We start from the raw sequence: 20881 nt of genomic DNA, 5'->3' as shown, positions 1-20881 counted from the left end.
ATTACATGCCTCCAAGTCTTTTGAATATTTCTTCGTATGCATCCGTCAATCCGCCCAGGTTTCTTCTGAACACATCTTTATCAAGCTTTTCATTCGTTTCTTTATCCCACAGCCGGCACGTATCCGGGGAAATCTCATCGGCCAGCAGGACCTCGCCGTCTTTATCGCGCCCGAACTCAAGCTTGAAATCTATCAATCTGACACCGCAAGCCGCGAAAATCGTCTGCAGCTCTTCGTTTACCTGTCTCGTAATCGATTTGATTTTCTCCACCTGTTCAGGCTCAGCCGCGTTTAAAATCCGGATATGGTCTTCTGTGATCAGCGGATCGCCGAGCGCGTCATCCTTGTAGTAAAACTCGATAATCGGCTGCTCCAGCTCCGTGCCTTCCGGAATGCCGAGCCGTTTGGACATGCTTCCTGCAACGACATTGCGGACAACGACTTCAAGCGGGATGATCGTCACTTTTTTAATGAGCTGCTCCGTTTCTGAAATTCGTTCAACAAAGTGGTTGTTGATTCCCTTCTCGTGAAGCCTTGTGAAAATCAGGCTGGAAATTTCGTTATTTAAACGGCCTTTTCCATCAATCTCGGCTTTTTTTTCTCCGTTAAAAGCCGTCGCCGAGTCTTTGTATTCGACAAACAACGTGTTGTCATCATCCGTCAGGTATATCTTTTTCGCTTTTCCTTCATATAAAAGTTCATTTTTCACAATATTCACAGAAGGCCTCCTAACCCGAATGTTGGAAATATTTCATCTTTTAGACCCCCGCCTGTTAAAGCGGGCGGTCTATTCTACGCTAAGCCTAAACGTTCAAAAATGTAGTCGACGTTTTTCAAGTGGTAATTGTAATCAAAGCAGTCGTTAATTTGTTCCGGAGACAGTCGGGACGTAATTTTTTCCTCAGCCTCGACAAGCTGGCGGAACGGCACTTGTTTCTCCCATGCTTCCATCGCTTTCGGCTGAACGGTGTCATACGCTTCTTCACGCGCCATGCCGGTATCAATGAGAGCGAGAAGAACGCGCTGAGAGTAGATCAATCCGAGTGTACGGTCCATGTTGCGCTTCATGTTTTCAGGGAACACGGTCAAGTTTTTCACAATGTTGCCAAAGCGATTCAGCATGTAGTTCAGCGCGATCGTCGCATCAGGCAGAATGATGCGCTCTGCTGATGAATGCGAAATGTCGCGTTCATGCCAAAGCGGTACATTTTCATAGGCGGTCAGCATGTAGCCGCGGATGACGCGCGCCATTCCCGTCATGTTTTCCGAACCGATCGGATTGCGTTTATGCGGCATGGCAGAAGAACCTTTTTGGCCTTTTGCGAAAAATTCTTCGACTTCGCGGGTTTCGCTTTTTTGGAGGCCGCGGATCTCAACGGCGAATTTCTCGATGCTTGTCGCAACTAGCGCCAGTGCAGCCATATAATCGGCGTGGCGGTCGCGCTGCAGCGTCTGTGTTGAAATCGGCGCCGGTTTTAAGCCGAGCTTCTCACATACGTACTGCTCGACGAATGGATCGATGTTCGCGTACGTTCCGACGGCGCCTGAAATTTTACCGACTTCGATGCCTTCTTTCGCCTGCTTGAAGCGTTCCAGGTTGCGCTTCATTTCTTCATACCAAAGGGCGAGCTTCAAGCCGAATGTCGTCGGTTCTGCATGCACGCCGTGTGTGCGTCCCATCATGACCGTATATTTATGTTCCTTTGCTTTTTCTTTCAAGATGTCAACAAATCTCTCAATGTCCTTGAGCAAAATATCGTTCGCCTGTTTTAATAGATAGGAAAGAGCGGTATCGACCACATCTGTTGATGTCAGTCCGTAGTGCACCCATTTTTTCTCTTCGCCAAGCGTTTCCGATACGGCGCGGGTAAATGCGACGACATCGTGGCGCGTGTCCTGCTCGATTTCAAAGATGCGGTTGATGTCAAACGACGCTTTTTCCCGTAAAACCTTCACATCTTCTTTCGGAATGACGCCGAGCTCAGCCCAAGCTTCACAAGCCAGTATTTCAACCTCCAGCCATGCTTGGAATCTGTTTTCATCCGTCCAAATCGCAGCCATTTCCGGTCTTGAATAACGTTCGATCATTGTTTTCGTCCTCCATCTCTTTCAATCCACTTTTCTGTCATCTTCCCGATCCATTCATTGTCGGGTGTTCTTAAAAATGTGATATGCCCCATTTTGCGGCCCGGTTTGACTTCATGCTTTCCGTATATATAAAGCTTCGCTTCTTTTAATAGTTCGGGATCTTCTTCAGCCATGTACACTTCATCTCCGAGAAGGTTTACCATCATTCCTTCCTTCAGAAGGTCCGTTTTGCCGAGCGGCAGTCCGCAGACAGCACGGATATGCTGTTCAAACTGGCTCGTTTCGCAAAGATCAAGGGTGTAATGGCCGGAATTATGCGGCCGCGGCGCTAGCTCATTGACGAGAAGTTCGCCGTCTTCTTTCAGGAAAAGCTCAACGGCCAGTGTTCCGACAAGCTGAAGCTTTTCGGCAAGCCTGAGGGCAAGTGCTGCCGCTTGTTCCTGAACCGCTTTATCGGCCCGTGCCGGGACGATGCTCTGGAATAAAATATTTTGTTTATGGATGTTCTCTGCCGCCGGAAAAACGGTTGTCTCTCCGTGAACCGATCTCGTCACGATCACGGACAATTCCATTTTGAAAGGAACCCAGCTTTCCAAAATGCATGTGCCGTGCTGTAAAAGTGCTGCGGCTTCCCCGATTTGTGCTTGTTGTTTCAGGACGTACTGCCCTTTTCCGTCATACCCGCCGCGGCAAGTTTTCAGCACCGCCGGAAGACCGAGCTCCGCTACGGATGCTTCCAGTTCCGTCCGGTCGTGAATGATTCGGTACGGGGCGACTTTGCAGCCCGCTGATTCAATCGCTTTTTTCTCGGTTTCCCTGTTTTGCGTAAGGAGCAACAGCTCGCTCCCTTGCGGAAGGTAAGCGTGCTCTTTCAGCCAGTTCAGCGCATCATAATCGATGTTTTCGAATTCATAAGTAATCACATCGCTCGCTTCGGCAAGCTTCCGTATCGCTTCGCGATCATTATAAGCAGCCGTAATTTCAAGGTCTGCGACCTGTCCGCACGGTGATGAAGGGACAGGGTCAACAACAGCGATTTTATAGCCCATTTGTTTGGCCGCGACCGCCATCATTTTGCCAAGCTGTCCGCCTCCGATAATGCCGATTGTCGCTCCCGGAAAAATCGTTTGTTTATACAAGCTGATCACTGCTTTCCAACACGGTTTTTCTGATGCTTTCCCTTCGTTCATCCAATCTTCCGGCAAGCTTTTCGTCAAAAGCTGACAAAATCTGCGCCGCAAGCAGTCCGGCGTTGACCGCTCCCGCTTTGCCGATGGCAACGGTCGCAACGGGTACACCGCCCGGCATTTGAACGATTGAAAGCAACGAATCGAGACCGTTCAGCGCTTTTGACTGAACCGGCACACCGATGACGGGCAGCGTCGTTTTGGCTGCGACCATTCCCGGCAGGTGAGCGGCTCCGCCCGCTCCGGCAATGATGACTTTCAAGCCTCTTTCCCGCGCCGTTTCGGCATATTCGAACATTAAATCAGGCGTCCGATGTGCGGAGACGACCTTTTTTTCGTACGGAATTCCCAGTTCATCGAGGATGCCGCAGGCATGTTTCATCGTTTCCCAGTCAGATGTGCTTCCCATGATAACACCAAGAAGAGGCTGCATATCTTTTTGTCCCACCTTTAGCTGTTATTCTTCGCATATAAAAAGCCCGGCATGTATTGCATTTGTAGGAAGCAACACAAACCGGGCATGGCGCGTGTATCGTCAGTTAGTCCGCTTCTCGCGATCTCCATGTCAGTTTATTGTCCACTTTCCTGCATAGTCCGATGATTTACGGTCATCGGGTAGAGACTTATGGGCCATATTCCCAAGATTATATGAGGATGTGTTTTCATGTCATGTTTATCTTAACAACGGACTGTGATAATGTCAACGACATTATCGAACGATAGTATATTTTGTTGTTCTAATGTTCGGGTTTAGAGTAATTTACCTTCGAATATAATTTTTCTTCCGCACGGAACAACCTGAATCGTTCCATTTTCCTTTGTTTCTTTGAAGACCGGCTCCTCCATTCGACGCACCGGTGTATAGCCTTCTTCCTGCATCTTCGTCAACACGGATTCGATCGTTTCGCCTTCCGTTACTTCAAAGCGCTTTTTTTTCGGCTTTGTCATTATTCTTTAATTCTCCTTTTCTTTACGGCTTTCACCCAGAATCCGCCGTGTATCGTCTTCGGTTCATAGGAAATGATAAATGCTTTTGAATCGATTGATTTAATCGTTTCGTACAGCTGCAGTTCGTATTTTCTCGGCGTCAAAATCTGCATCGCCGTTCTGTCTCCCTCAAGTCCGCCGACGACCCAGTGGGTGACGCCGTAGCCTTTTTCCCTGAGCTGTTTCGGCAAATCCAAATCAAGCTCTTTCGTAATGGCGTTAACGGTAATATAGCCCAAAGCGAGCTTTTCTTCAATTTTCGTGCCGACGATGATTCCGATTCCAAATCCGACCGCGTAAGCAATCACGTTTTGGATTTGATTTAAATTATCTAGAACGAGCCCCAGCCCGACGACGTAGACAAGCATTTCGATTGTCCCGATAAAAGCGGCGAGATACCGCTGGCCTTTAAGAGTCAGTATCATTCGAAGGGTTAAAAACGTTACGTATATAATATTGATAACCAGAATAATTCCAACCATGATCACACCATTCAATAGTGCTGAGTGAAGCAATTGAAATCCCTCCTTTAGATGCAAAGCAATCATATTCTACTAGAGAAATTCTCCATACACAATCCTGTAATGGCCCTGCTTCACCACAAAATTTTTCGACATTGCTCACTCCCATCAGTTTACCCTTTTTCTGCCGGTTTCAAAGCATTGAAACACAATTAAAAAAGACGTTCAAATGAACGTCTTTCAGAGCTGGTGCTTATGATCCCGCTGACGATCTCCAACGGATTCGCTCAGTTTGCGGTGCTCCTTTTCCAAATCGCTCAGCGTGTATGACGAGAGGTCTTTCAAATTGTCCAGCCGCCCTGATTTTGCAAGCTGCCTGATTAAATACTCCTTTTTTTGTTTTACAGCTTTTCGAAGAAAGTTAGCCATCGATCACTCCCCCATCTTATTGGTTAAAATATATATTATTCTTATGAGTCAACTCAGAATTAATGCGGAGAAAAAACCGGTTCTTCAAGAAGAACCGGCAATATCTCCTTAAACAGGAATAAGCGACGACAACAAGTATCCGCCTACCAGCTTCCATGTTGCCGCAACGAATACCAATTCAAGCAAAAAGACGGTAAACACACAGTACATCAGGTCAAACCGCGCTTTTTCGCTTTTTTCATAAATCGATTGAATCAGCGTAAAAGTCCCGAATGTCAATCCCATAAAGATGACGATCGAGAGAATCACCGTCGCGGCCGTGAAGTTGATAATCGCGAATATCATCCACAAAGCGGCGGGGACGATAAACGGAACCAATAGAGAACCGTACTTTGCCGTGATATCGAAAAATGAAACTTTATACCTGAGCATAAAATTCGATACAACCCAGCTCGATGCTGCCATCCAAAACATGAAAGCCATGCAATAGATAAACACAACCAAAAACACTTCCAGGAACGGCACTGACACGCCGAACCCGAGAATTCTCCCCCTGCCCGCAAGCAGCTGATAAAAGTTGCCGAGCGAAAAGAAAACGGCTAAAAGCGTCATTGAAATAACGGAATACTTAAAATAAGACCGGTCAAAATCAAGTGCGCTGCGCACCGGGGATTTTAAAATATCGAGCACAAAGCTGAAATAGCGGAACAAAGCGGCAATCACGCTCTCCATCACCGATTTGACTTTCGCCGCAGACGGATTCGTCTCCTTGCTTTTCTTCGCTTTTTTCCGGGAATTCCTCGACATCCTCGAAGCAGGTTCTTCTATATCATCTTCATTTCGTTTGTGATGTTCTTCAATCATATAAGCAACTCCTATTCTATTCAAAAGCTTTACATAAATGAAAAGCACTTTTATAAATTACATAAGCTGTGTGAAACAGTCAAGACAAACCTCTTTTTATCATAGATGCGGCAGCCCTTATATATGACGAAAAACGAAGGCGGAAGGTTCCGTTTTTAATGATTTGAAAATAAAAAAGGCTTGTCCAAATGAACAAGCCTTTTTCGCACAGCACACCTTATTTCAAGAAAATGAAATAAAGAATGAATACAACAGCCAATCCGTACATAATCGGATGGATCTCTTTTGCTTTGCCTTTAAAGATCATCGTGATCGGGTAGAAAATAAATCCGATCGCGATTCCGGTGGCGATGCTGTATGTCAGCGGCATCGCGATCATCGTGAAGAATGCTGGCACCGCAATCTCAAACTTCGTCCAGTCGATTTTGTTGAGATTCGCCACCATCAGCACGCCGACGATGATTAAAGCAGGCGCCGTCACTTGCGAAGTGATAACGCTGAGGACAGGCGAGAAGAACAGCGACAGCAAGAACAAAGCGCCTGTTACGATCGCCGCAAAACCGCTTCTCGCTCCGGCCGCTACCCCGGCACTTGACTCAACATAAGCGGTCGTAGTCGATGTACCAAGGATCGCTCCGGCAACAGTTGCGGAAGAATCGGCAAGCAAAGCCCTGCCAGCGCGCGGCAGTTTGTTATCCTTCATCAAACCGGCTTGTGATGCAACCCCCACCAATGTACCGGCCGTATCAAAAAAGTCGACGAATAAAAACGTTAAAATAACGACAAGCATCTGCACCGAAAAGATATCGTGAAGGTGGATAAAGGCTTGTCCAAATGTCGGTGCAAGGCTGGGAACAGCACCGACAATTTTGTCAGGAACATCAATCTGACCGAAGATCATGCCGACAATCGCCGTGAGCAGCATACCGAAGAAAATGCCGCCGTTCACGCGCAATACCATTAAAATGACAGTAATGATCAGTCCGAAAACAGTCAAAAGAACGGGACCTGAATGAATATTTCCAAACGACACAATGGTATCCGGGTTGGATACGACGATTTTGGAGCCCTGCAAACCGACGAAAGCGATAAACAGACCAATTCCCGCACCGACAGCCATTTTCAGCTCATAAGGAATCGAATTGATAATTTTTTCCCTCAAACCGGACAGCGAAAGAGCGATAAAAATTAGTCCGGAAACCATAACGCCGGAAAGGGCCGTCTGCCATGGAATCTGCATGTTCAGAATAACGGAGAATGCAAAGAATGCGTTAAGCCCCATTCCGGGCGCAAGGGCGATCGGATACTTCGCAAGCAGCCCCATGATAAAACAGCCGACAGCTGCTGAAACCGCTGTTGCCGTAAAGACCGCGCTTTGATCCATTCTCAATGCATCCGGGAAATTTTCCACCGACGCCAGAGAAAGGGTAAGCGGGTTGACGATCAAAATATATGCCATGGACAAAAATGTGGTAAGTCCGCCGATCATTTCTCTCCGGTAGTTTGTACCCAATTCTTCAAACTGAAAGTAACGCTTCAAAATGGTATACTCCTCTCGTTTGTCTGTCGCTTTTATTGTTTCAAAAACCTTTGCTTTTAAACAAAAAACGCCCCAATTGGCGGGACGCTTGACTACGGCATATTTCATACTGAAAAAATGTTTTTTTCACGGACAAAATATTGTATACAAGCGTAGTCAAGCTATTTACGGTAGCTTGGTAGAAACTTATGGGCCATATCCCCATGATTATACGACAAGTCTTTTTTGAATTACTATACTATTGTAGCAATATCTAACGCTGAACACAATACAAAAAAACGAACATTAATGATTTTAATGTTCGCTTCGTTCGTTGCTTTTTCCAGATTCTGACCGTGGTCTGCAGCGGGTTAATTCCCTGTTTTCTTCAATTCAATCAAGTGCACCTTGTGATCATTGAAATAAAATTCAAGCACCACGTCTCTTTTTTTATCCTGATATTGTATTCCGGTTTCATACCCTTCGACAAACCAAAGCTCTTTATATTCTTTTCCATATACTTCGACCACTGTTTGAAGTGTATCGTTGATTTTGATGCCTTTTGCAATAGTCACGGTTTGAGCGGAAGAAATATTGAACAATAGCACAATTTTCTCCTGTTTATCTATTTCTGCTTTTACGCCTGACATATTTTTGGCTTTATATTCCACAACCCCTGTTCCACTTTTTACAAATCGATGGTCATTTTTAACGCTGTCGCCGATTTTTAAGCCTGCAATACTCTCGTTTTCCAGACTGACGGATGTAAAGTTCACCGTTGCAGCAAAATAAAAAATGAACGCAAGTACGGCGAACAGACAGAGGACGCCTGATAAGGCCATTCGGGAAATTATTTTTTTCTTGAGCAGAAACAGAGCTGTTGCGGTGATGAAAGCAATGAATATAACTGATTCCTCTCCCAATAAAAAAACGCCCCAGCCTCATAAAGGCTGGGGCATTTGTCTTATTCCCACTCGATTGTTGCAGGCGGCTTGCTCGTAATGTCGTAAACCACACGGTTAATGTGCTTCACTTCATTGACGATCCGTGTCGAGATTGTCTCAAGGACATCCCAAGGAATTCTCGCCCAGTCGGATGTCATGCCGTCAATCGATGTCACGGCGCGAATGCCGATCGTATAGTCATAAGTTCTTGCGTCTCCCATGACGCCGACGCTGCGGATATCAGGAAGAACAGTGAAGTATTGCCAAATATCTTTTTCAAGATCAGCTTTGGCGATTTCTTCGCGGAGAATCGCATCTGATTCGCGGACGATTTCAAGCTTTTCATCCGTCACTTCTCCAAGAACGCGGATGCCGAGGCCTGGCCCCGGGAACGGCTGGCGCCACACGATTTCGTCAGGGATGCCGAGCTCGGTACCGAGCGCACGCACTTCGTCTTTGAAGAGCGTATTCAGCGGTTCGATCAGTTCAAACTGCATGTCTTCCGGAAGTCCGCCGACATTGTGATGCGATTTGATCGTCTGAGCTGTCGCTGTTCCGCTCTCGATAATGTCGGTGTAAAGCGTTCCCTGTGCAAGGAAGTCAATACCTTTCAGTTTTTCCGCTTCATCGTCAAACACGTAGATAAACTCATTACCGATGATTTTACGTTTTTGCTCAGGGTCTGAGACGCCTTTAAGCTTGTTCAGGAAGCGGTCTTTCGCATCAACTTTGATCACGTTCATGTTGAAGCCTTCACTGAACGTCTTCATCACGCCTTCCGCTTCGCCTTTTCGAAGGAGCCCGTGGTCTACGAAAATACAAGTGAGCTGGTCGCCGATCGCTTTATGGATCAAGACCGCAACGACAGAGGAGTCAACCCCTCCGCTCAAGGCGCACAGTACTTGCTTATCGCCGACTGTTTCGCGGATTTTCTGCATTTCAATCTCAATAAAGTTTTCCATTGACCATTCGCCGGCACATTCACAAACACCGAAAACGAAGTTTTTCAAAAGGTCGTTTCCGTATTCTGAATGGCGGACTTCCGGATGGAATTGTACGCCGTACCATTTCTTATCCTTCTTGCTCATTGCTGAATTCGGGCAATGATGGCTTGTCGCATCAACGGTAAAGCCTTCTGGAACTTCAACAACTAGATCACCATGACTCATCCAGACGACCTGTTCGTTTGGAAGATCTTTAAACAGATCCGGTTCACCCTCGATATGAATGTTCGCTTTTCCGTATTCGCGCTGGCTCGCCGCTTCTACTTTTCCGCCAAGGTAATGCGTCATCAGCTGCATGCCGTAGCAAATGCCAAGAACAGGGATATCCAGTTCGAAAATCTTTTCGTCGCAGCGGAAAGATCCTTCGTCATAAACGCTGTTCGGACCGCCGGACAAAATAATTCCTTTCGGATTCATTTCTTTAATTTCCTCTGCCGTCAATGTATGAGGATGCAATTCACTGTATACACCAAACTCACGAATGCGGCGGGTAATCAGCTGGTTGTACTGACTTCCAAAATCCAACACAAGAATCATTTCATTTACTAACTTCGTCATGGTGTCACCTCTTTATCAAATTGTCTTTTTGCACAGAAAAAATGGCGGCAGACACAAGGCCGTCCTGCCCCCATTCACGGGACAAGGCCCGGCTTGTCCGATAGATAAGCCGCCGAGCCTGCCAGCAAGAATATATAAGGGTTTTTAATATTCATTTATTCTAACAATACGACTGAAAGCGGTCAAGACTATCTCTTTTTAATTAAATTTTCCCATAACTCCGCCGAATCATTCCACAGCTTTGCGGCGTCTTCCTTTCGATACAAAGCCCGTTCATATTGCCGGGTCAAAGCTGTCATTTCACCGTTTTGAAAGCGTTCATCAACCGTCTTCGCAAACTCGCGCAGCGTCTGTCCTTCTTCTTTTTGCATGCCTTGGCGCTTCAGCTGGCGGAGCAGCTCTTCGTAAGCTTTGAAGAAAACCGCGCCATCACGCCGTTTTTTCAGCCTGTTGATGATGATGTGCGGCATCCATTTTGCCCTTGTAAAGTAAAGCACCGCTGTCAACGCCAGCAACAGACCGAGTACGGCCGCACCAGTCAAAAGGGTACGGTCTGCATCCCCGCTGCCGGCATGAGAACCGCCATTGGCATCACGCTTTGTCTGAGGTTCGGGCTTCTCTTTGTTGTCTTGTTCTTTTACATCCTGCGGACGCTGACCTCCGTCGTTTTTCTTATCATCTTCTTTTTTATCAGAAGCCGCGCCAGATTGCCGGCCGCTGGACTCTTCAACGAGCTGCTCCGGATTTAAAAAGCCTTTCGTCGGTTCAAACGTAACCCAGCCTTGTCCTTCAAAGTACACTTCAACCCAGGAATGGGCATTGTTGTTTGTCACCTCGTAAATCGTCCGTTTCCGGTCTGCCGTCGTTCCTGCATATTCACCGGATGTATAGCCTTTCACCCAGCGGGCCGGTATTCCGGCCGACCGCAGCAGCACGATCATAGCTGTGGAAAAATTGTCGCAGTAGCCGATTTTCGTCTCAAATAAGAACTGATCGACATAATCCTGCTCTCCTTTAGGAACAGCCACATCTTCCGTTTCATAAGAAAACTCGGAAGAACCGAGATACTTCTCAATCGCTTTCGCTTTGTCATATATATTATCTTCGTCTTTCGTTAAATCGTGCGCCAATGTTTTCACGCGGTCGGGAAGGGAAGTGGGAAGCTGCAGATACTTCTCATGGCTTCTGCTCCATTTTCCCTCCGACTCAAAGCTGACCTTCCTCAGCTGATCAACATCAAAGACGGGTGATTTATAGGTGGCCGAATAGCTTTCCAGGTTCTGAATGTCCGCGCCTGTCTTGCCGGCCGGTTTTATTTTCTCTGTGTTTAAGTTCATGCGGAGCGGCACAAAGAAATTGTTGAGCTTGATTTCAGTCGTCCCAATCGGATACAGGACGTGATCGTACCGATAAGCCGGATCGATATCGACGATCGCTTTGCGCGTTTCGGTCTTCACGCCTTCGTCGTACCACTGGTAATCCAGCTCACCCTTGTCAAGCTGGATGGACGCGCCCGTTTTTTCGTCTTCAATCCAGCCTTTACCTGTATAGCGGCTTTTCGTTTCCACCCTGAAATAGCTTCGTTCATTTCCCTGCCACGTAAATACCCATGTATCGTCTTTTGAAAATGGCCCGCCCAATGCCTCATCATTCGTTCCATAGCCGACTTTGCTTTTGCCTGAGGAAGCAAAATCGCCTGTCGCAGCCGTCTGCAGAAACGGCACCGGATCAGGCCAGACGGGATCGGCTTTCGGCGAGACCGCGCCGATGCAAACGGCAGCGGCAGTCATCAATAAGAGCGGTGTAAACCATTTGGCAAACCGCGATCTTGAGGATTTTAACGCTTCTGATTCCCTGATCCGTTCCAAATACAGCAGGCCGAGAAGCAAAAAGCCGATCAGCACGATCCGGACGATCGCATATGATGCGTCAAACGGCGTAAATGTATCGATCACCGCGATATAAACAACGGTCATGATAAAAAAGAATAAAATTCTGCGCTGATAGATCACCCAGTAATGCAGCAAGTATACAAGCAGCCAAAGAAGGACGTAAAAGAGCAGCGTCCGAAACAACGGCGACATATCCCGCCACATGCCGGAGAAAATATAGGAGAAATTTTGATTTAAATCCTGAAAAAGCAGGGCAATCCATGAAGGTGAAAACACCGATCCTTCGTAAAAAATCGTGTGCAGCGCAAACAGAACGAAGCCAAGGCTGACCGGAAATCTGATAAACCAAGGGACCTTAAAAAATGTAAGCAAGAATACTAAGGCAATAAACAAAATAAAAAAGACGGTGTGCCCCGTATCGGTAAAATACTGCAAAGGACGCAGCCATTCCCACAGAAGCAAAAAGGTTAGGACATAAAAAAGCAATAAACCGAAACTGTTTCTTTTTCCCCCGGACAACATTTTCTCACCTCGCTTCAGCAAAACCCCGGGAAAAATGTTCCCCGTAAATGACGTTCACTTCAATCCCCCGCGCTTTTAATTGTTGGACAGCGGCGCTTTCCTCACTTGAGAGAGCTCCGCCTTTTTTCTTCACCAAACAAATGACGGGCAGTCCGCTGGAGAGCGGTTTCTTCAAAACCTGCACCAATTCGTTGGTGATCCGGCTTGTCACAATATATTTAACGGCTTTTCTCATATCGGGATGGCCAAATTCCCCCTCCAGCAGACTGTGAAACGGCTGGACCGCATCGCAATCGGCAAGCGCCAAGTAGTAAAACAGCTTTCTCAGATGCTCCTCCCCTTGCCGAACCGGGAAGACATTCCGCTCTTTTCCTGTGGAAACAAGCCCTGCATTCGTCCCGCTCCTCATGGCCGAACGAATGATAGAAGCGGTAAACGCGACGATCTCTTCAAAAGCATCAGAGGGAGACTGATCCATGAAGACGAGCAGGTCATCCCCTTTCGTCTGCTCAAATTCCTTCGTCATCAGCTGGCTGCGCCGTGCTGACGTCTTCCAGTCGACCCATGCAAACCGGTCGCCCGGCTGGTATTCCCTGATACCTGATGCCAGTGTGCTGTCCTTTCGGCGAAGCTCTGAAACGCGGCCTGCATGTTCATCATAAGAGCTTCCGCTGGCGCGGAAAGTAATCTCTTGATAGGAAGGCAGAACGAGAAAGGAGTCTTCCAATTGAATCTCGCATTCTCTTTCCAGCAGTCCGAGCGGATCACCTGTGCGGACCCTGATTTTTGCTAAACGGTGGTCTCCTCTCGGGACCGAATTGATCGTGTACGTCATCTTAATTTCTTTTTTAAACCAAGGAAAGAGAAACTGTTTGGCTTCTGCCGAACGCCCGTTTCTCCCCAGCGAATCAGGCAGACAGTCTTCCACGATCATAAACATGATCGGAAAGGGCCATTTTCTCTTTAGCACGACAAAAGCCTCCAATTGATCACCGGCTTTATACTGCCCGCGGCTCAGCCTCCGCTCCGCTGTCATGTTCTTCAGCGGATAAAAGGCAAGCATGAAAGCATAAAGCACAAAGGGAAGAAATGAGTAGAACAAAAACCAGCTGACAAATCCCCCTTGAAACATCGCATAGCAAAACGTTGAAGCAAACAGAAGAAACACGATAAACAGCTTCCATCCGTACTTCACAAGACCGATGCGCTCTCTCATCAGTTGCTCATCGGCCTTCTGACCGGAACTTCCGTTTTTGACATAATGTCCTGAAGAACAGCTTCAGGCCGCTTTCCTTCAAATTTCGCCTCTGACCGTAGAATCATTCTGTGTGCAAGGGTAAAAGGCGCCAAATACTGAATATCATCAGGAATGACATAATCACGGTTATATAAAAATGCAAACGCCTGAGCAGCCTTCATCAAGGCGATTGAGCCGCGCGGACTCACGCCGAGATAAACGGCGGAATGACTCCTCGTTTTTTGGGCGATCTCAACAATGTATTCTTTAATCGCAGCGTCTACATACACCTTTTCAGCCTCTTTTTGAAATGCAGCAAGCTCTTCTTTCTCTATGACAGGCTCAACTTCCTCAATCGGGCTGCGGTTTTCCTGAAGATCGAGCACTTGAAGCTCTTCGCGCACTGTCGGATATCCCATTCTCAGCTTGAATAAAAAGCGGTCAAGCTGAGCTTCCGGCAGCGGATATGTCCCTTCATACTCGACGGGGTTTTGTGTGGCCATTACAAAAAAAGGTTTTGAAAGCGGCATTGTCACGCCGTCTACTGTCACACTTCCTTCTTCCATCGCTTCCAGAAGCGCCGACTGCGTTTTCGGCGACGTTCTGTTGATTTCATCTGCGAGAATGATATCTCCCATAATCGGGCCTGAACGGTATTCAAATTCCAGTGTTTTCGGATTATATATGGAAACGCCTGTTACATCTGAAGGCAGTAAATCTGGCGTAAACTGGATTCTCTTAAATTCAGCGCCGGTTGACTTTGCCAGGGCGCGAACCATCATCGTCTTTCCGACGCCTGGAACGTCTTCCAGCAGGACGTGTCCGTTTGCAAGAATGGCAGTCAGGCTTAAAACGGCAATATCTTTCTTTCCTACCATTACTTTGTCAATATTATCAGCTACTTTTCCCAAAACGGGATGCAGCGTTTCTTCGTATGCCATCCTCTTCCTCCTCATTGCTGACGAATCGAATTTATTTAACTTTACCATAAACGATGTACTCTCAGAAAACAACTAACTGGAGGAAAATAGAGTTTTGTCTTTTTTCATTTCGAATTTCAGAGTGAAAAACAAAAAAAGCGGTCAGTGACCGCTTCTTATTTTTCTCCAGATGGCTCGATGTGAACATGGGAATGAACGATCGAGTGTTCCTCCTGCATTCTTCTCTCAATTTCATCGGCGATATCATGGCTTTCTGCAATGTTGAGGTCGGATCTCACTTCCACGATGATTTCCACGTGGATGGTGCTGCCCAAATAACGCGCTTTAACATCTTTGATTTTGCCGACGCCGGGAACTTTCCGAATCGTTTCTTTATACGTTGAAATATGTTTAATATCGAATCCGTCCGTCAAAGAATGGGCCGCCTCTTTAAAAATCCCCCAAGCCGTTTTGCAGATGATCAATCCGATGATAAATGCGGCTGCCGTATCGACCCAGGCAAGGTTAAATTGCGAAGCAAAGATGCCTGCGAACGTTCCGATGCTGACATAGGCATCCGATTTATTATCGGCGGCGGCTGCATAGAGGGCATGGCTGTTTACCTTTTTTGCCAGCCTTTTATTGTAGAGGAAAACCAAAAACATCACGACGGCACTGCCTGCCGCCGTCCAAGCCGCAATCATGTCCGGTGTCGTTTCTTTCGGATTAAACAGCATTTCACCCGAGCTGTACAGCACCTCAAGACCGACCACCATCATGATAAATGAAGCGATCATCGAGGCGATCGTCTCAGCGCGGAAATGTCCGTACGGATGGTCTTCATCAGGCGGCTTCTGAGAAATCCTGAGGCCGATCAGCACCGCTACTGAGGCGATAATATCTGTTGTATTGTTCAGTCCGTCGGCTCTGAGGGCTTCGGAGTGAAATAGAAGCCCGACGGCCAATTTAACAGCCGACAGTACAATGTAAGCGATGATGCTGACCCATGCCCCGGTTTCACCTTTTTTTAATTCATCATACCGTTCCATAAAAAGCTTCCTTTCCCATCCGTGTTTTCGCTTTTAATCATACAAAGCAAAACTTGAGTGAGTCTATAGAAACATGATTCACTTCTTGCAGAAATATAGTCAGAGTAGAACTTTTTTTATTTAAGGAAACAAATTTCAGTTGGGTCAAAACCGGTAAAACCCGCTCTGTATAAGGATTTTGCGAAAACCTCAATTTATTCACGCTGCATAGGATTAAAAGGTCGGCATCTTCTTTCTGAATATTTTTTCTTTAGTTCCCCTGCATGATTCTTCTAAAAAACATTAAACAAACCCAAAATTTAAACGATATTAAAAAAAGTCGAAAATAGTCCTTAAAACTCTGACAATATAAAATAATAGTAAAATAGTCACGAAAAATATATGGACTTTTTTCCTTTTTTGGATTAATATGTTTTAGACATTATGACATAGCTTATAAGGGGGACATTACATGTCAGAACAAACGAATTTTCAAGCCCCTGTCAAACGTACAGCAGAATTTGTACTGGGGTTACTAGGCGGTATTTTCGGGATTTTTGCAGGATTTTCAGGTTTATTATTCGGAGGGTTAGGCGCCGCTTTAGAAGCGGATGGCGCCGGAGAAGTTATCGGATCATCCTGGGCTGTTATTTTGCTGTCTGCACTGGCCATCGTCGGTGCATGTATCGTAAAAAAACATACTAAATTAGCGGGTACTTTTTATATCGCGGCTGCAATAGGAGGAACTGTCGGCGTCAGCCTGGCATATATCGTTCCGCTTATTCTGCTATTAATCGGCGGATGTAAAGCATTGTTCAGCGGCGAGAATAAAGGCCTTGTCTTTAAAAAATGGTGGTTCTATGTCACGATTATTGGATCCATCGTATTCGTCATGATATTCGCTTCAAGCGGCTCTTCTTCTCAAGAAAGCAAATCGTCCGGTAGCAGTGCAAAGACGACAGCCGCAAAAACTAGCGAAGAAAAAAGCAATGACGATGCCAAAGAAGAAAAAACTGAATTTGGTTTAAATGAAACAGCTGATCTGGATGGCACCCAAATCACAGTGACCAACGTTAAAAAATCGATGGGCAATAAATTTATCAAACCAAAAAAAGGTAATGAATATGTGATTGTAACAGTTAACATAGAAAATAAAAGCGATAAAGATATTTCTTACAACCCGCTTGATTTTCAAATTCAAAACGAAGATGGACAAATTACGCATAATACTTATGCACTTTCAGATGATAACCAATTATCATCTGGAAATCTGACAAAAGACGGTAAGGTTTCTGGAACTATCGCTTTTCAGACAAAAAAGAGCAAAACATATAAAGTTATTTTCACTTCTAATTTTTGGAATGATGAAAAAATCACTTTTAACCTTCAATAATTCAAAAAAACTTGCAAAGTCTCCTTTGCAAGTTTTTTAATTGCATTTCTTCCGCCCAAGCACGATCGGATACCGGTTCAATAAAAAGATGCAAGGCACCATAACAAGCAATGTCATACCGGTGTAAAGCGCGCTCCATAACAGGGAACCGTATGTCTCATCAAGGGAAACCTGGGTAAAGTAGTAGACGACGGCTTTCAGCATCCTGATGACCGGGTAGTGCAGTACGAGAATGATCAGCGAGTTTTTGCCGAGGAATTGGAGTAGCTTCATTTTTTCGAGTTTAAAACTGCTGAAAATGACGCCTGCCGTTCCCAGAAATGAGGTCAGATAAAAGACCGCCATGTTTCCATACTCATTGGCCCTCATATCCACTCTGACGTTCAGGGTCTGTAAAAAGCCGACCGCGATGAATAAGAGAAGCGCTGGCAGCAGCGTTCTTCTGTCTCTCATCTCCCTCAGGCTATTTCTCGACAGAAAACCGGCCGAATAAAATACGATGGCGGTCAAGGCCACTTCAATATTCCACGGCAGCTTGATGCCCACAAATTGATCATTCAAATAGCCCAAGGCGGCCGACACCATTACGGCAATGACGATAAACAGCCTTCCTTTCCCCCATCTCTTCACGATAAAAAAAAGCATTTCAACGAGGAATAAGCATGTTAAAAACCAGAGCGCCGGGTTGTGTGTCAGCATGTAGTCATCAGGCATCGAATAAAAAATGCCTTTAAACGGTACAACCGGATCGACATCCGAACTCCCCGTAAACGTAAAATGCCTCTCAACGAGAACCCAGAATAAATAGGCAAGAACGGAAAAAATGAAGTAAGGCAAAAGAAGCGTCTTTATTTTTTTAAAAAGAAATGATGTAAAAGTCATCTTCCCATCATGGTAAACGAGGCCGGACAGAAAGAAAAACAGCGGCATATGAAATGCGAAAATGAACGTTTTCAGCCAATCCGGCGTCGGTGTATGGCCCAACACGACCAATATAATTCCCACGCCCTTCGAAACATCAATCCACTCTATTCTTTTCTGCAATACGGGTATCTCCTTTCAGACCGCTTCGCCCCATAAGAAAGGGTTTACACATAATGTATCATCATCCCCGCCTTTCTTCCTCCGCGAAGCATGCCTTAAGGCGATTTTTAATCGTTAGGAAATATTCTGTTCATCTTCTTGTCATGATCGATTCTTTTTTTTAACATTCTCAGCACAAATTACATTTCTTATTCTCATCATGAGGAACCAGACCATGCAACCCGTCTTATAATGTAATGATCTTTTCATTAGAACAAAAGAGGACAGGTGAAACATGAAACTTGAAAAATTCGTTGACAAACTCCCCATTCCGAAAGTGCTTAAACCCCACAGCAAAAGCAAGGAAATGACCTATTATGAAGTCATGATGAAAGAATTTCAGCAGCAGCTCCACCGCGATCTGCCGCCGACCCGGCTGTTTGGATATAACGGGGTCTATCCCGGCCCCACCTTTGAAGTGCAAAAACACGAAAAAGTCGCGGTCAAATGGTTGAATAAGCTTCCGGATCATCATTTTCTCCCCGTCGACCATACAATTCATGACGACGGCCATCATGAACATGAAGTCAAAACGGTCGTTCATTTGCATGGAGGCCGGACACCGCCTGATAGCGACGGTTACCCGGAAGCCTGGTACACTAAAGATTTTCAAGTCAAAGGCCCTTTTTTTGAAAGGGAGGTGTATGAATATCCGAATGAGCAGGATGCTACGGCTCTCTGGTATCACGATCATGCAATGGCCATCACAAGGCTGAATGTATATGCGGGGCTTGTCGGTTTATATTTTATCCGCGACAGGGAAGAGCGGTCATTGAACTTGCCGAAGGGAGAATATGAAATTCCGCTCTTGATTCAGGATAAGTCCTTTCATGAAGATGGTTCATTGTTTTATCCGCGGCAGCCTGACAACCCTTCGCCGGATCTTCCCGACCCGTCGATTGTTCCGGCTTTTTGCGGTGATACCATTTTAGTCAACGGCAAGGTATGGCCTTATGATGAACTGGAACCTCGAAAATACCGTTTTCGGATACTGAACGCCTCCAATACGAGAATCTTTGAGCTGTATTTCGATCATGACATCACATTTCACCAAATCGGCACGGACGGTGGTCTTCTGCAGCATCCGGTTAAAGTCAATGAACTGGTGATCGCACCGGCTGAAAGATGCGATATCATCGTTGATTTTTCACGAGCTGAAGGAAAAACCGTGACATTGAAAAACCGGATCGGCTGCAGCGGACAAGACGCGGATCCCGATACAGATGCCAACATTATGCAATTCCGCATCTCAAAACCATTGAAGCAAAAAGATACAAGTTCATTGCCGAGAATATTGAGAAAACGCCCATTTTACCGGAGACACAAGATCAATACCCTTAGAAATCTGTCGTTGGGCGCGTCCCTTGACCAATATGGAAGACCTGTTCTGCTTTTAAACAACACAAAATGGCATGAACCGGTAACTGAAACTCCCGCCCTCGGCAGCACTGAGATCTGGTCGATCATCAATGCCGGAAGAGCGATCCATCCGATCCATTTACATCTTGTCCAATTTTTGATTCTCGACCACCGGCCGTTTGATATCGAACGGTATCAGGAAAACGGAGAACTAGTCTTTACAGGTCCGGCAGCTCCACCGGCACAGAATGAAAAGGGGCTGAAAGACACCGTCAAAGTACCTCCTGGCTCGGTGACGCGGATTATCGCAACCTTCGCGCCGTACAGCGGCAGATATGTGTGGCACTGCCACATTCTGGAGCACGAAGATTACGATATGATGCGCCCTCTTGAAGTAACGGATATTCGTCATCAATAAGAAAAAGCCTCCGCATTTGGAGGCTTTTAAAAAAGCACAAATCATCAAAAAAACCATCGCTTGATCCTGTACAATAGGATCATCAAATCGTAAAGGCTGTGGATGAATATGGATGATTATGAAAGAATTCAAAACGCGGTTCATTTTATCGAAGAACACCTTCAAAACGATTTAAACATTACGGATATTGCGGCTAAATCATGTTTCTCCCCGTTTCATTTTCAAAGGCTTTTTCAGGCGATCTCCGGTTTTTCCGTTTATCAGTACATTCGCAACCGGCGTCTGTCTGAAGCTGCGCTTCTGCTTGAGAAAACGGACCGTTCCATTCTCGATATCGCAATCGATTTCGGCTATGGCTCACAGGAAGCTTTCGGCAGGGCATTCTCACAGTATTTCGGCATCACTCCGGCCAAGTACCGCAAAGCAAAGGTCAAGCTTGATTTTCAAACCAAAATGAATTTTCTCGAATATAAAGAAAGGATGACTGGAGATATGAACATCCCAAAGCCGCACATCACTCATTTAAACGATATACATATGATCGGATATGAGTACCGGACAAATTTAAACGAGGAAAAGTATTTCGAAGATATCCCGAAATTCTACAACGATTTCGGCAGAAATGGATACTTTATGCAAATCCCTCAAAAAACAGATCCGAATATGTGTTACGGGCTGTCATGCCGCTTCCAGGATGACGGAGGTTTCTCATTTATCATCGGGGAAGCCGTTCGCGAAACAGCAGCCGGAGAAGTGCCGGAGCCGCTTATGTATATGAAAATTCCCGGCGGCAAATACGCCGTATTTCATGTGAACGGATCGACCGAATCCGTGCAGAACACAAGAAGATACATCTATGGATCATGGCTGATGAATACCAATTACGAGAGAACAGAAGGACCGGACTTTGAAGTGACTGATGTGTGCCGTTCGGTGCCGCCGAACGAGATGAAGATGACCATCTATATTCCGCTTCTGTAAAAACGCC

19 protein-coding genes, 1 pseudogene and 2 riboswitches are annotated in these 20881 nt (G+C 46.0%); of the genes and pseudogenes, 4 read left to right on the top strand and 16 right to left on the bottom strand.

Annotation, left to right across the window (positions count from 1 at the left end):
- Position 1: 1 nt before the first annotated feature.
- From purC to ACH97_RS15550, 15 genes are all read right to left on the bottom strand, one after another.
- Positions 2–718 (bottom strand): phosphoribosylaminoimidazolesuccinocarboxamide synthase, encoded by a 717-nt coding sequence (purC, locus tag ACH97_RS15620; RefSeq protein ID WP_020450436.1) that lies wholly within the window; start codon positions 716–718, stop codon positions 2–4.
- Positions 719–792: 74 nt separating this feature from the next.
- Positions 793–2088, bottom strand: coding sequence for an adenylosuccinate lyase (gene purB, locus ACH97_RS15615; protein WP_020450435.1), 1296 nt, complete (start codon positions 2086–2088; stop codon positions 793–795).
- Positions 2085–3227 (bottom strand): 5-(carboxyamino)imidazole ribonucleotide synthase, encoded by a 1143-nt coding sequence (purK, locus tag ACH97_RS15610; RefSeq protein WP_025810313.1) that lies wholly within the window; start codon positions 3225–3227, stop codon positions 2085–2087. The genes purB and purK overlap by 4 nt, the downstream gene beginning before the upstream one ends.
- Positions 3220–3708: a 5-(carboxyamino)imidazole ribonucleotide mutase gene (gene purE / locus ACH97_RS15605; protein WP_020450433.1), complete on the bottom strand. Its 489-nt coding sequence runs from the start codon at positions 3706–3708 to the stop codon at positions 3220–3222. Before purE ends, purK begins: the two co-directional genes overlap by 8 nt.
- Before the next feature lie 136 nt (positions 3709–3844).
- A riboswitch (purine riboswitch) is annotated at positions 3845–3947 on the bottom strand.
- Between the two features lie 78 nt (positions 3948–4025).
- On the bottom strand, positions 4026–4223 hold the full coding sequence (locus ACH97_RS15600; protein ID WP_020450432.1) for an NETI motif-containing protein: 198 nt from the start codon (positions 4221–4223) through the stop codon (positions 4026–4028).
- Entirely contained in the window at positions 4223–4810 is a 588-nt protein-coding gene (locus ACH97_RS15595; RefSeq protein WP_370510518.1) for a DUF2179 domain-containing protein, read from the bottom strand. Before ACH97_RS15595 ends, ACH97_RS15600 begins: the two co-directional genes overlap by 1 nt.
- A 153-nt stretch (positions 4811–4963) precedes the next feature.
- Positions 4964–5152, bottom strand: a complete 189-nt coding sequence (locus ACH97_RS15590) for a hypothetical protein (RefSeq protein WP_020450431.1) — start codon at positions 5150–5152, stop codon at positions 4964–4966.
- A 108-nt stretch (positions 5153–5260) separates the two neighbouring features.
- A complete protein-coding gene (locus tag ACH97_RS15585; RefSeq protein ID WP_020450430.1) occupies positions 5261–6016 on the bottom strand; it encodes a BAR domain-containing protein in 756 nt (251 codons plus the stop codon).
- Positions 6017–6233: 217 nt separating this feature from the next.
- The gene (locus ACH97_RS15580) at positions 6234–7556 is read right to left on the bottom strand and encodes an NCS2 family permease (RefSeq protein ID WP_020450429.1); all 1323 of its coding nucleotides are present in this window, start codon (positions 7554–7556) and stop codon (positions 6234–6236) included.
- A gap of 133 nt (positions 7557–7689) precedes the next feature.
- Positions 7690–7791: riboswitch (purine riboswitch) on the bottom strand.
- Between the two features lie 115 nt (positions 7792–7906).
- The gene (locus tag ACH97_RS23495) at positions 7907–8458 is read right to left on the bottom strand and encodes a hypothetical protein (RefSeq protein WP_020450428.1); all 552 of its coding nucleotides are present in this window, start codon (positions 8456–8458) and stop codon (positions 7907–7909) included.
- Positions 8459–8499: 41 nt separating this feature from the next.
- On the bottom strand, positions 8500–10041 hold the full coding sequence (gene guaA, locus ACH97_RS15570; RefSeq protein WP_020450427.1) for a glutamine-hydrolyzing GMP synthase: 1542 nt from the start codon (positions 10039–10041) through the stop codon (positions 8500–8502).
- A 188-nt stretch (positions 10042–10229) separates the two neighbouring features.
- A complete protein-coding gene (locus ACH97_RS15565; RefSeq protein ID WP_020450426.1) occupies positions 10230–12455 on the bottom strand; it encodes a DUF4129 domain-containing transglutaminase family protein in 2226 nt (741 codons plus the stop codon).
- A 4-nt stretch (positions 12456–12459) separates the two neighbouring features.
- On the bottom strand, positions 12460–13671 hold the full coding sequence (locus ACH97_RS15560) for a DUF58 domain-containing protein (protein ID WP_020450425.1): 1212 nt from the start codon (positions 13669–13671) through the stop codon (positions 12460–12462).
- Positions 13671–14633, bottom strand: a complete 963-nt coding sequence (locus tag ACH97_RS15555) for an AAA family ATPase (RefSeq protein ID WP_020450424.1) — start codon at positions 14631–14633, stop codon at positions 13671–13673. Before ACH97_RS15555 ends, ACH97_RS15560 begins: the two co-directional genes overlap by 1 nt.
- A 155-nt stretch (positions 14634–14788) precedes the next feature.
- Positions 14789–15661, bottom strand: a complete 873-nt coding sequence (locus ACH97_RS15550) for a cation diffusion facilitator family transporter (RefSeq protein WP_020450423.1) — start codon at positions 15659–15661, stop codon at positions 14789–14791.
- Between the two features lie 451 nt (positions 15662–16112).
- On the opposite strand from ACH97_RS15550, the pseudogene ACH97_RS23045 reads away from it, so the two are divergent.
- Positions 16113–16457: pseudogene (locus tag ACH97_RS23045) on the top strand (DUF4064 domain-containing protein); the annotation flags it as partial.
- Positions 16458–16532: 75 nt separating this feature from the next.
- A complete protein-coding gene (locus tag ACH97_RS15545) occupies positions 16533–17033 on the top strand; it encodes a DUF4352 domain-containing protein (protein ID WP_025810309.1) in 501 nt (166 codons plus the stop codon).
- Between the two features lie 36 nt (positions 17034–17069).
- Here ACH97_RS15545 and ACH97_RS15540 read toward each other — a convergent pair whose 3' ends face one another.
- A complete protein-coding gene (locus tag ACH97_RS15540; RefSeq protein ID WP_020450421.1) occupies positions 17070–18077 on the bottom strand; it encodes an acyltransferase family protein in 1008 nt (335 codons plus the stop codon).
- 274 nt (positions 18078–18351) lie between these two features.
- On the opposite strand from ACH97_RS15540, the gene ACH97_RS15535 reads away from it, so the two are divergent.
- Together ACH97_RS15535 and ACH97_RS15530 are read left to right on the top strand one after the other, a co-directional pair.
- Entirely contained in the window at positions 18352–19893 is a 1542-nt protein-coding gene (locus ACH97_RS15535) for a multicopper oxidase family protein (RefSeq protein ID WP_048350362.1), read from the top strand.
- A 108-nt stretch (positions 19894–20001) separates the two neighbouring features.
- The gene (locus ACH97_RS15530; protein ID WP_020450419.1) at positions 20002–20874 is read left to right on the top strand and encodes an AraC family transcriptional regulator; all 873 of its coding nucleotides are present in this window, start codon (positions 20002–20004) and stop codon (positions 20872–20874) included.
- The last annotated feature ends 7 nt before the right edge of the window (positions 20875–20881 follow it).

Source organism: Bacillus paralicheniformis (genome assembly GCF_001042485.2).
GTDB classification, from domain to species: Bacteria; Bacillota; Bacilli; order Bacillales; family Bacillaceae; genus Bacillus; species Bacillus paralicheniformis.
The sequence above is the reverse complement of the archived record's forward strand: the minus strand, read 5'-3'. Positions and strand labels throughout refer to the sequence as shown.

Coding starts and splice junctions, on each gene's coding strand:
- purB (WP_020450435.1), bottom strand. CDS start 2,088: ATGATCGAACGTTATTCAAGACCGGAAATGGCTGCGATTTGGACGGAT.
- purE (WP_020450433.1), bottom strand. CDS start 3,708: ATGCAGCCTCTTCTTGGTGTTATCATGGGAAGCACATCTGACTGGGAA.
- ACH97_RS15600 (WP_020450432.1), bottom strand. CDS start 4,223: ATGACAAAGCCGAAAAAAAAGCGCTTTGAAGTAACGGAAGGCGAAACG.
- ACH97_RS15595 (WP_370510518.1), bottom strand. CDS start 4,810: ATGATTGCTTTGCATCTAAAGGAGGGATTTCAATTGCTTCACTCAGCA.
- ACH97_RS15590 (WP_020450431.1), bottom strand. CDS start 5,152: ATGGCTAACTTTCTTCGAAAAGCTGTAAAACAAAAAAAGGAGTATTTA.
- ACH97_RS15585 (WP_020450430.1), bottom strand. CDS start 6,016: ATGATTGAAGAACATCACAAACGAAATGAAGATGATATAGAAGAACCT.
- guaA (WP_020450427.1), bottom strand. CDS start 10,041: ATGACGAAGTTAGTAAATGAAATGATTCTTGTGTTGGATTTTGGAAGT.
- ACH97_RS15565 (WP_020450426.1), bottom strand. CDS start 12,455: ATGTTGTCCGGGGGAAAAAGAAACAGTTTCGGTTTATTGCTTTTTTAT.
- ACH97_RS15560 (WP_020450425.1), bottom strand. CDS start 13,671: ATGAGAGAGCGCATCGGTCTTGTGAAGTACGGATGGAAGCTGTTTATC.
- ACH97_RS15555 (WP_020450424.1), bottom strand. CDS start 14,633: ATGGCATACGAAGAAACGCTGCATCCCGTTTTGGGAAAAGTAGCTGAT.
- ACH97_RS15550 (WP_020450423.1), bottom strand. CDS start 15,661: ATGGAACGGTATGATGAATTAAAAAAAGGTGAAACCGGGGCATGGGTC.
- ACH97_RS15545 (WP_025810309.1), top strand. CDS start 16,533: ATGATATTCGCTTCAAGCGGCTCTTCTTCTCAAGAAAGCAAATCGTCC.
- ACH97_RS15535 (WP_048350362.1), top strand. CDS start 18,352: ATGAAACTTGAAAAATTCGTTGACAAACTCCCCATTCCGAAAGTGCTT.
- ACH97_RS15530 (WP_020450419.1), top strand. CDS start 20,002: ATGGATGATTATGAAAGAATTCAAAACGCGGTTCATTTTATCGAAGAA.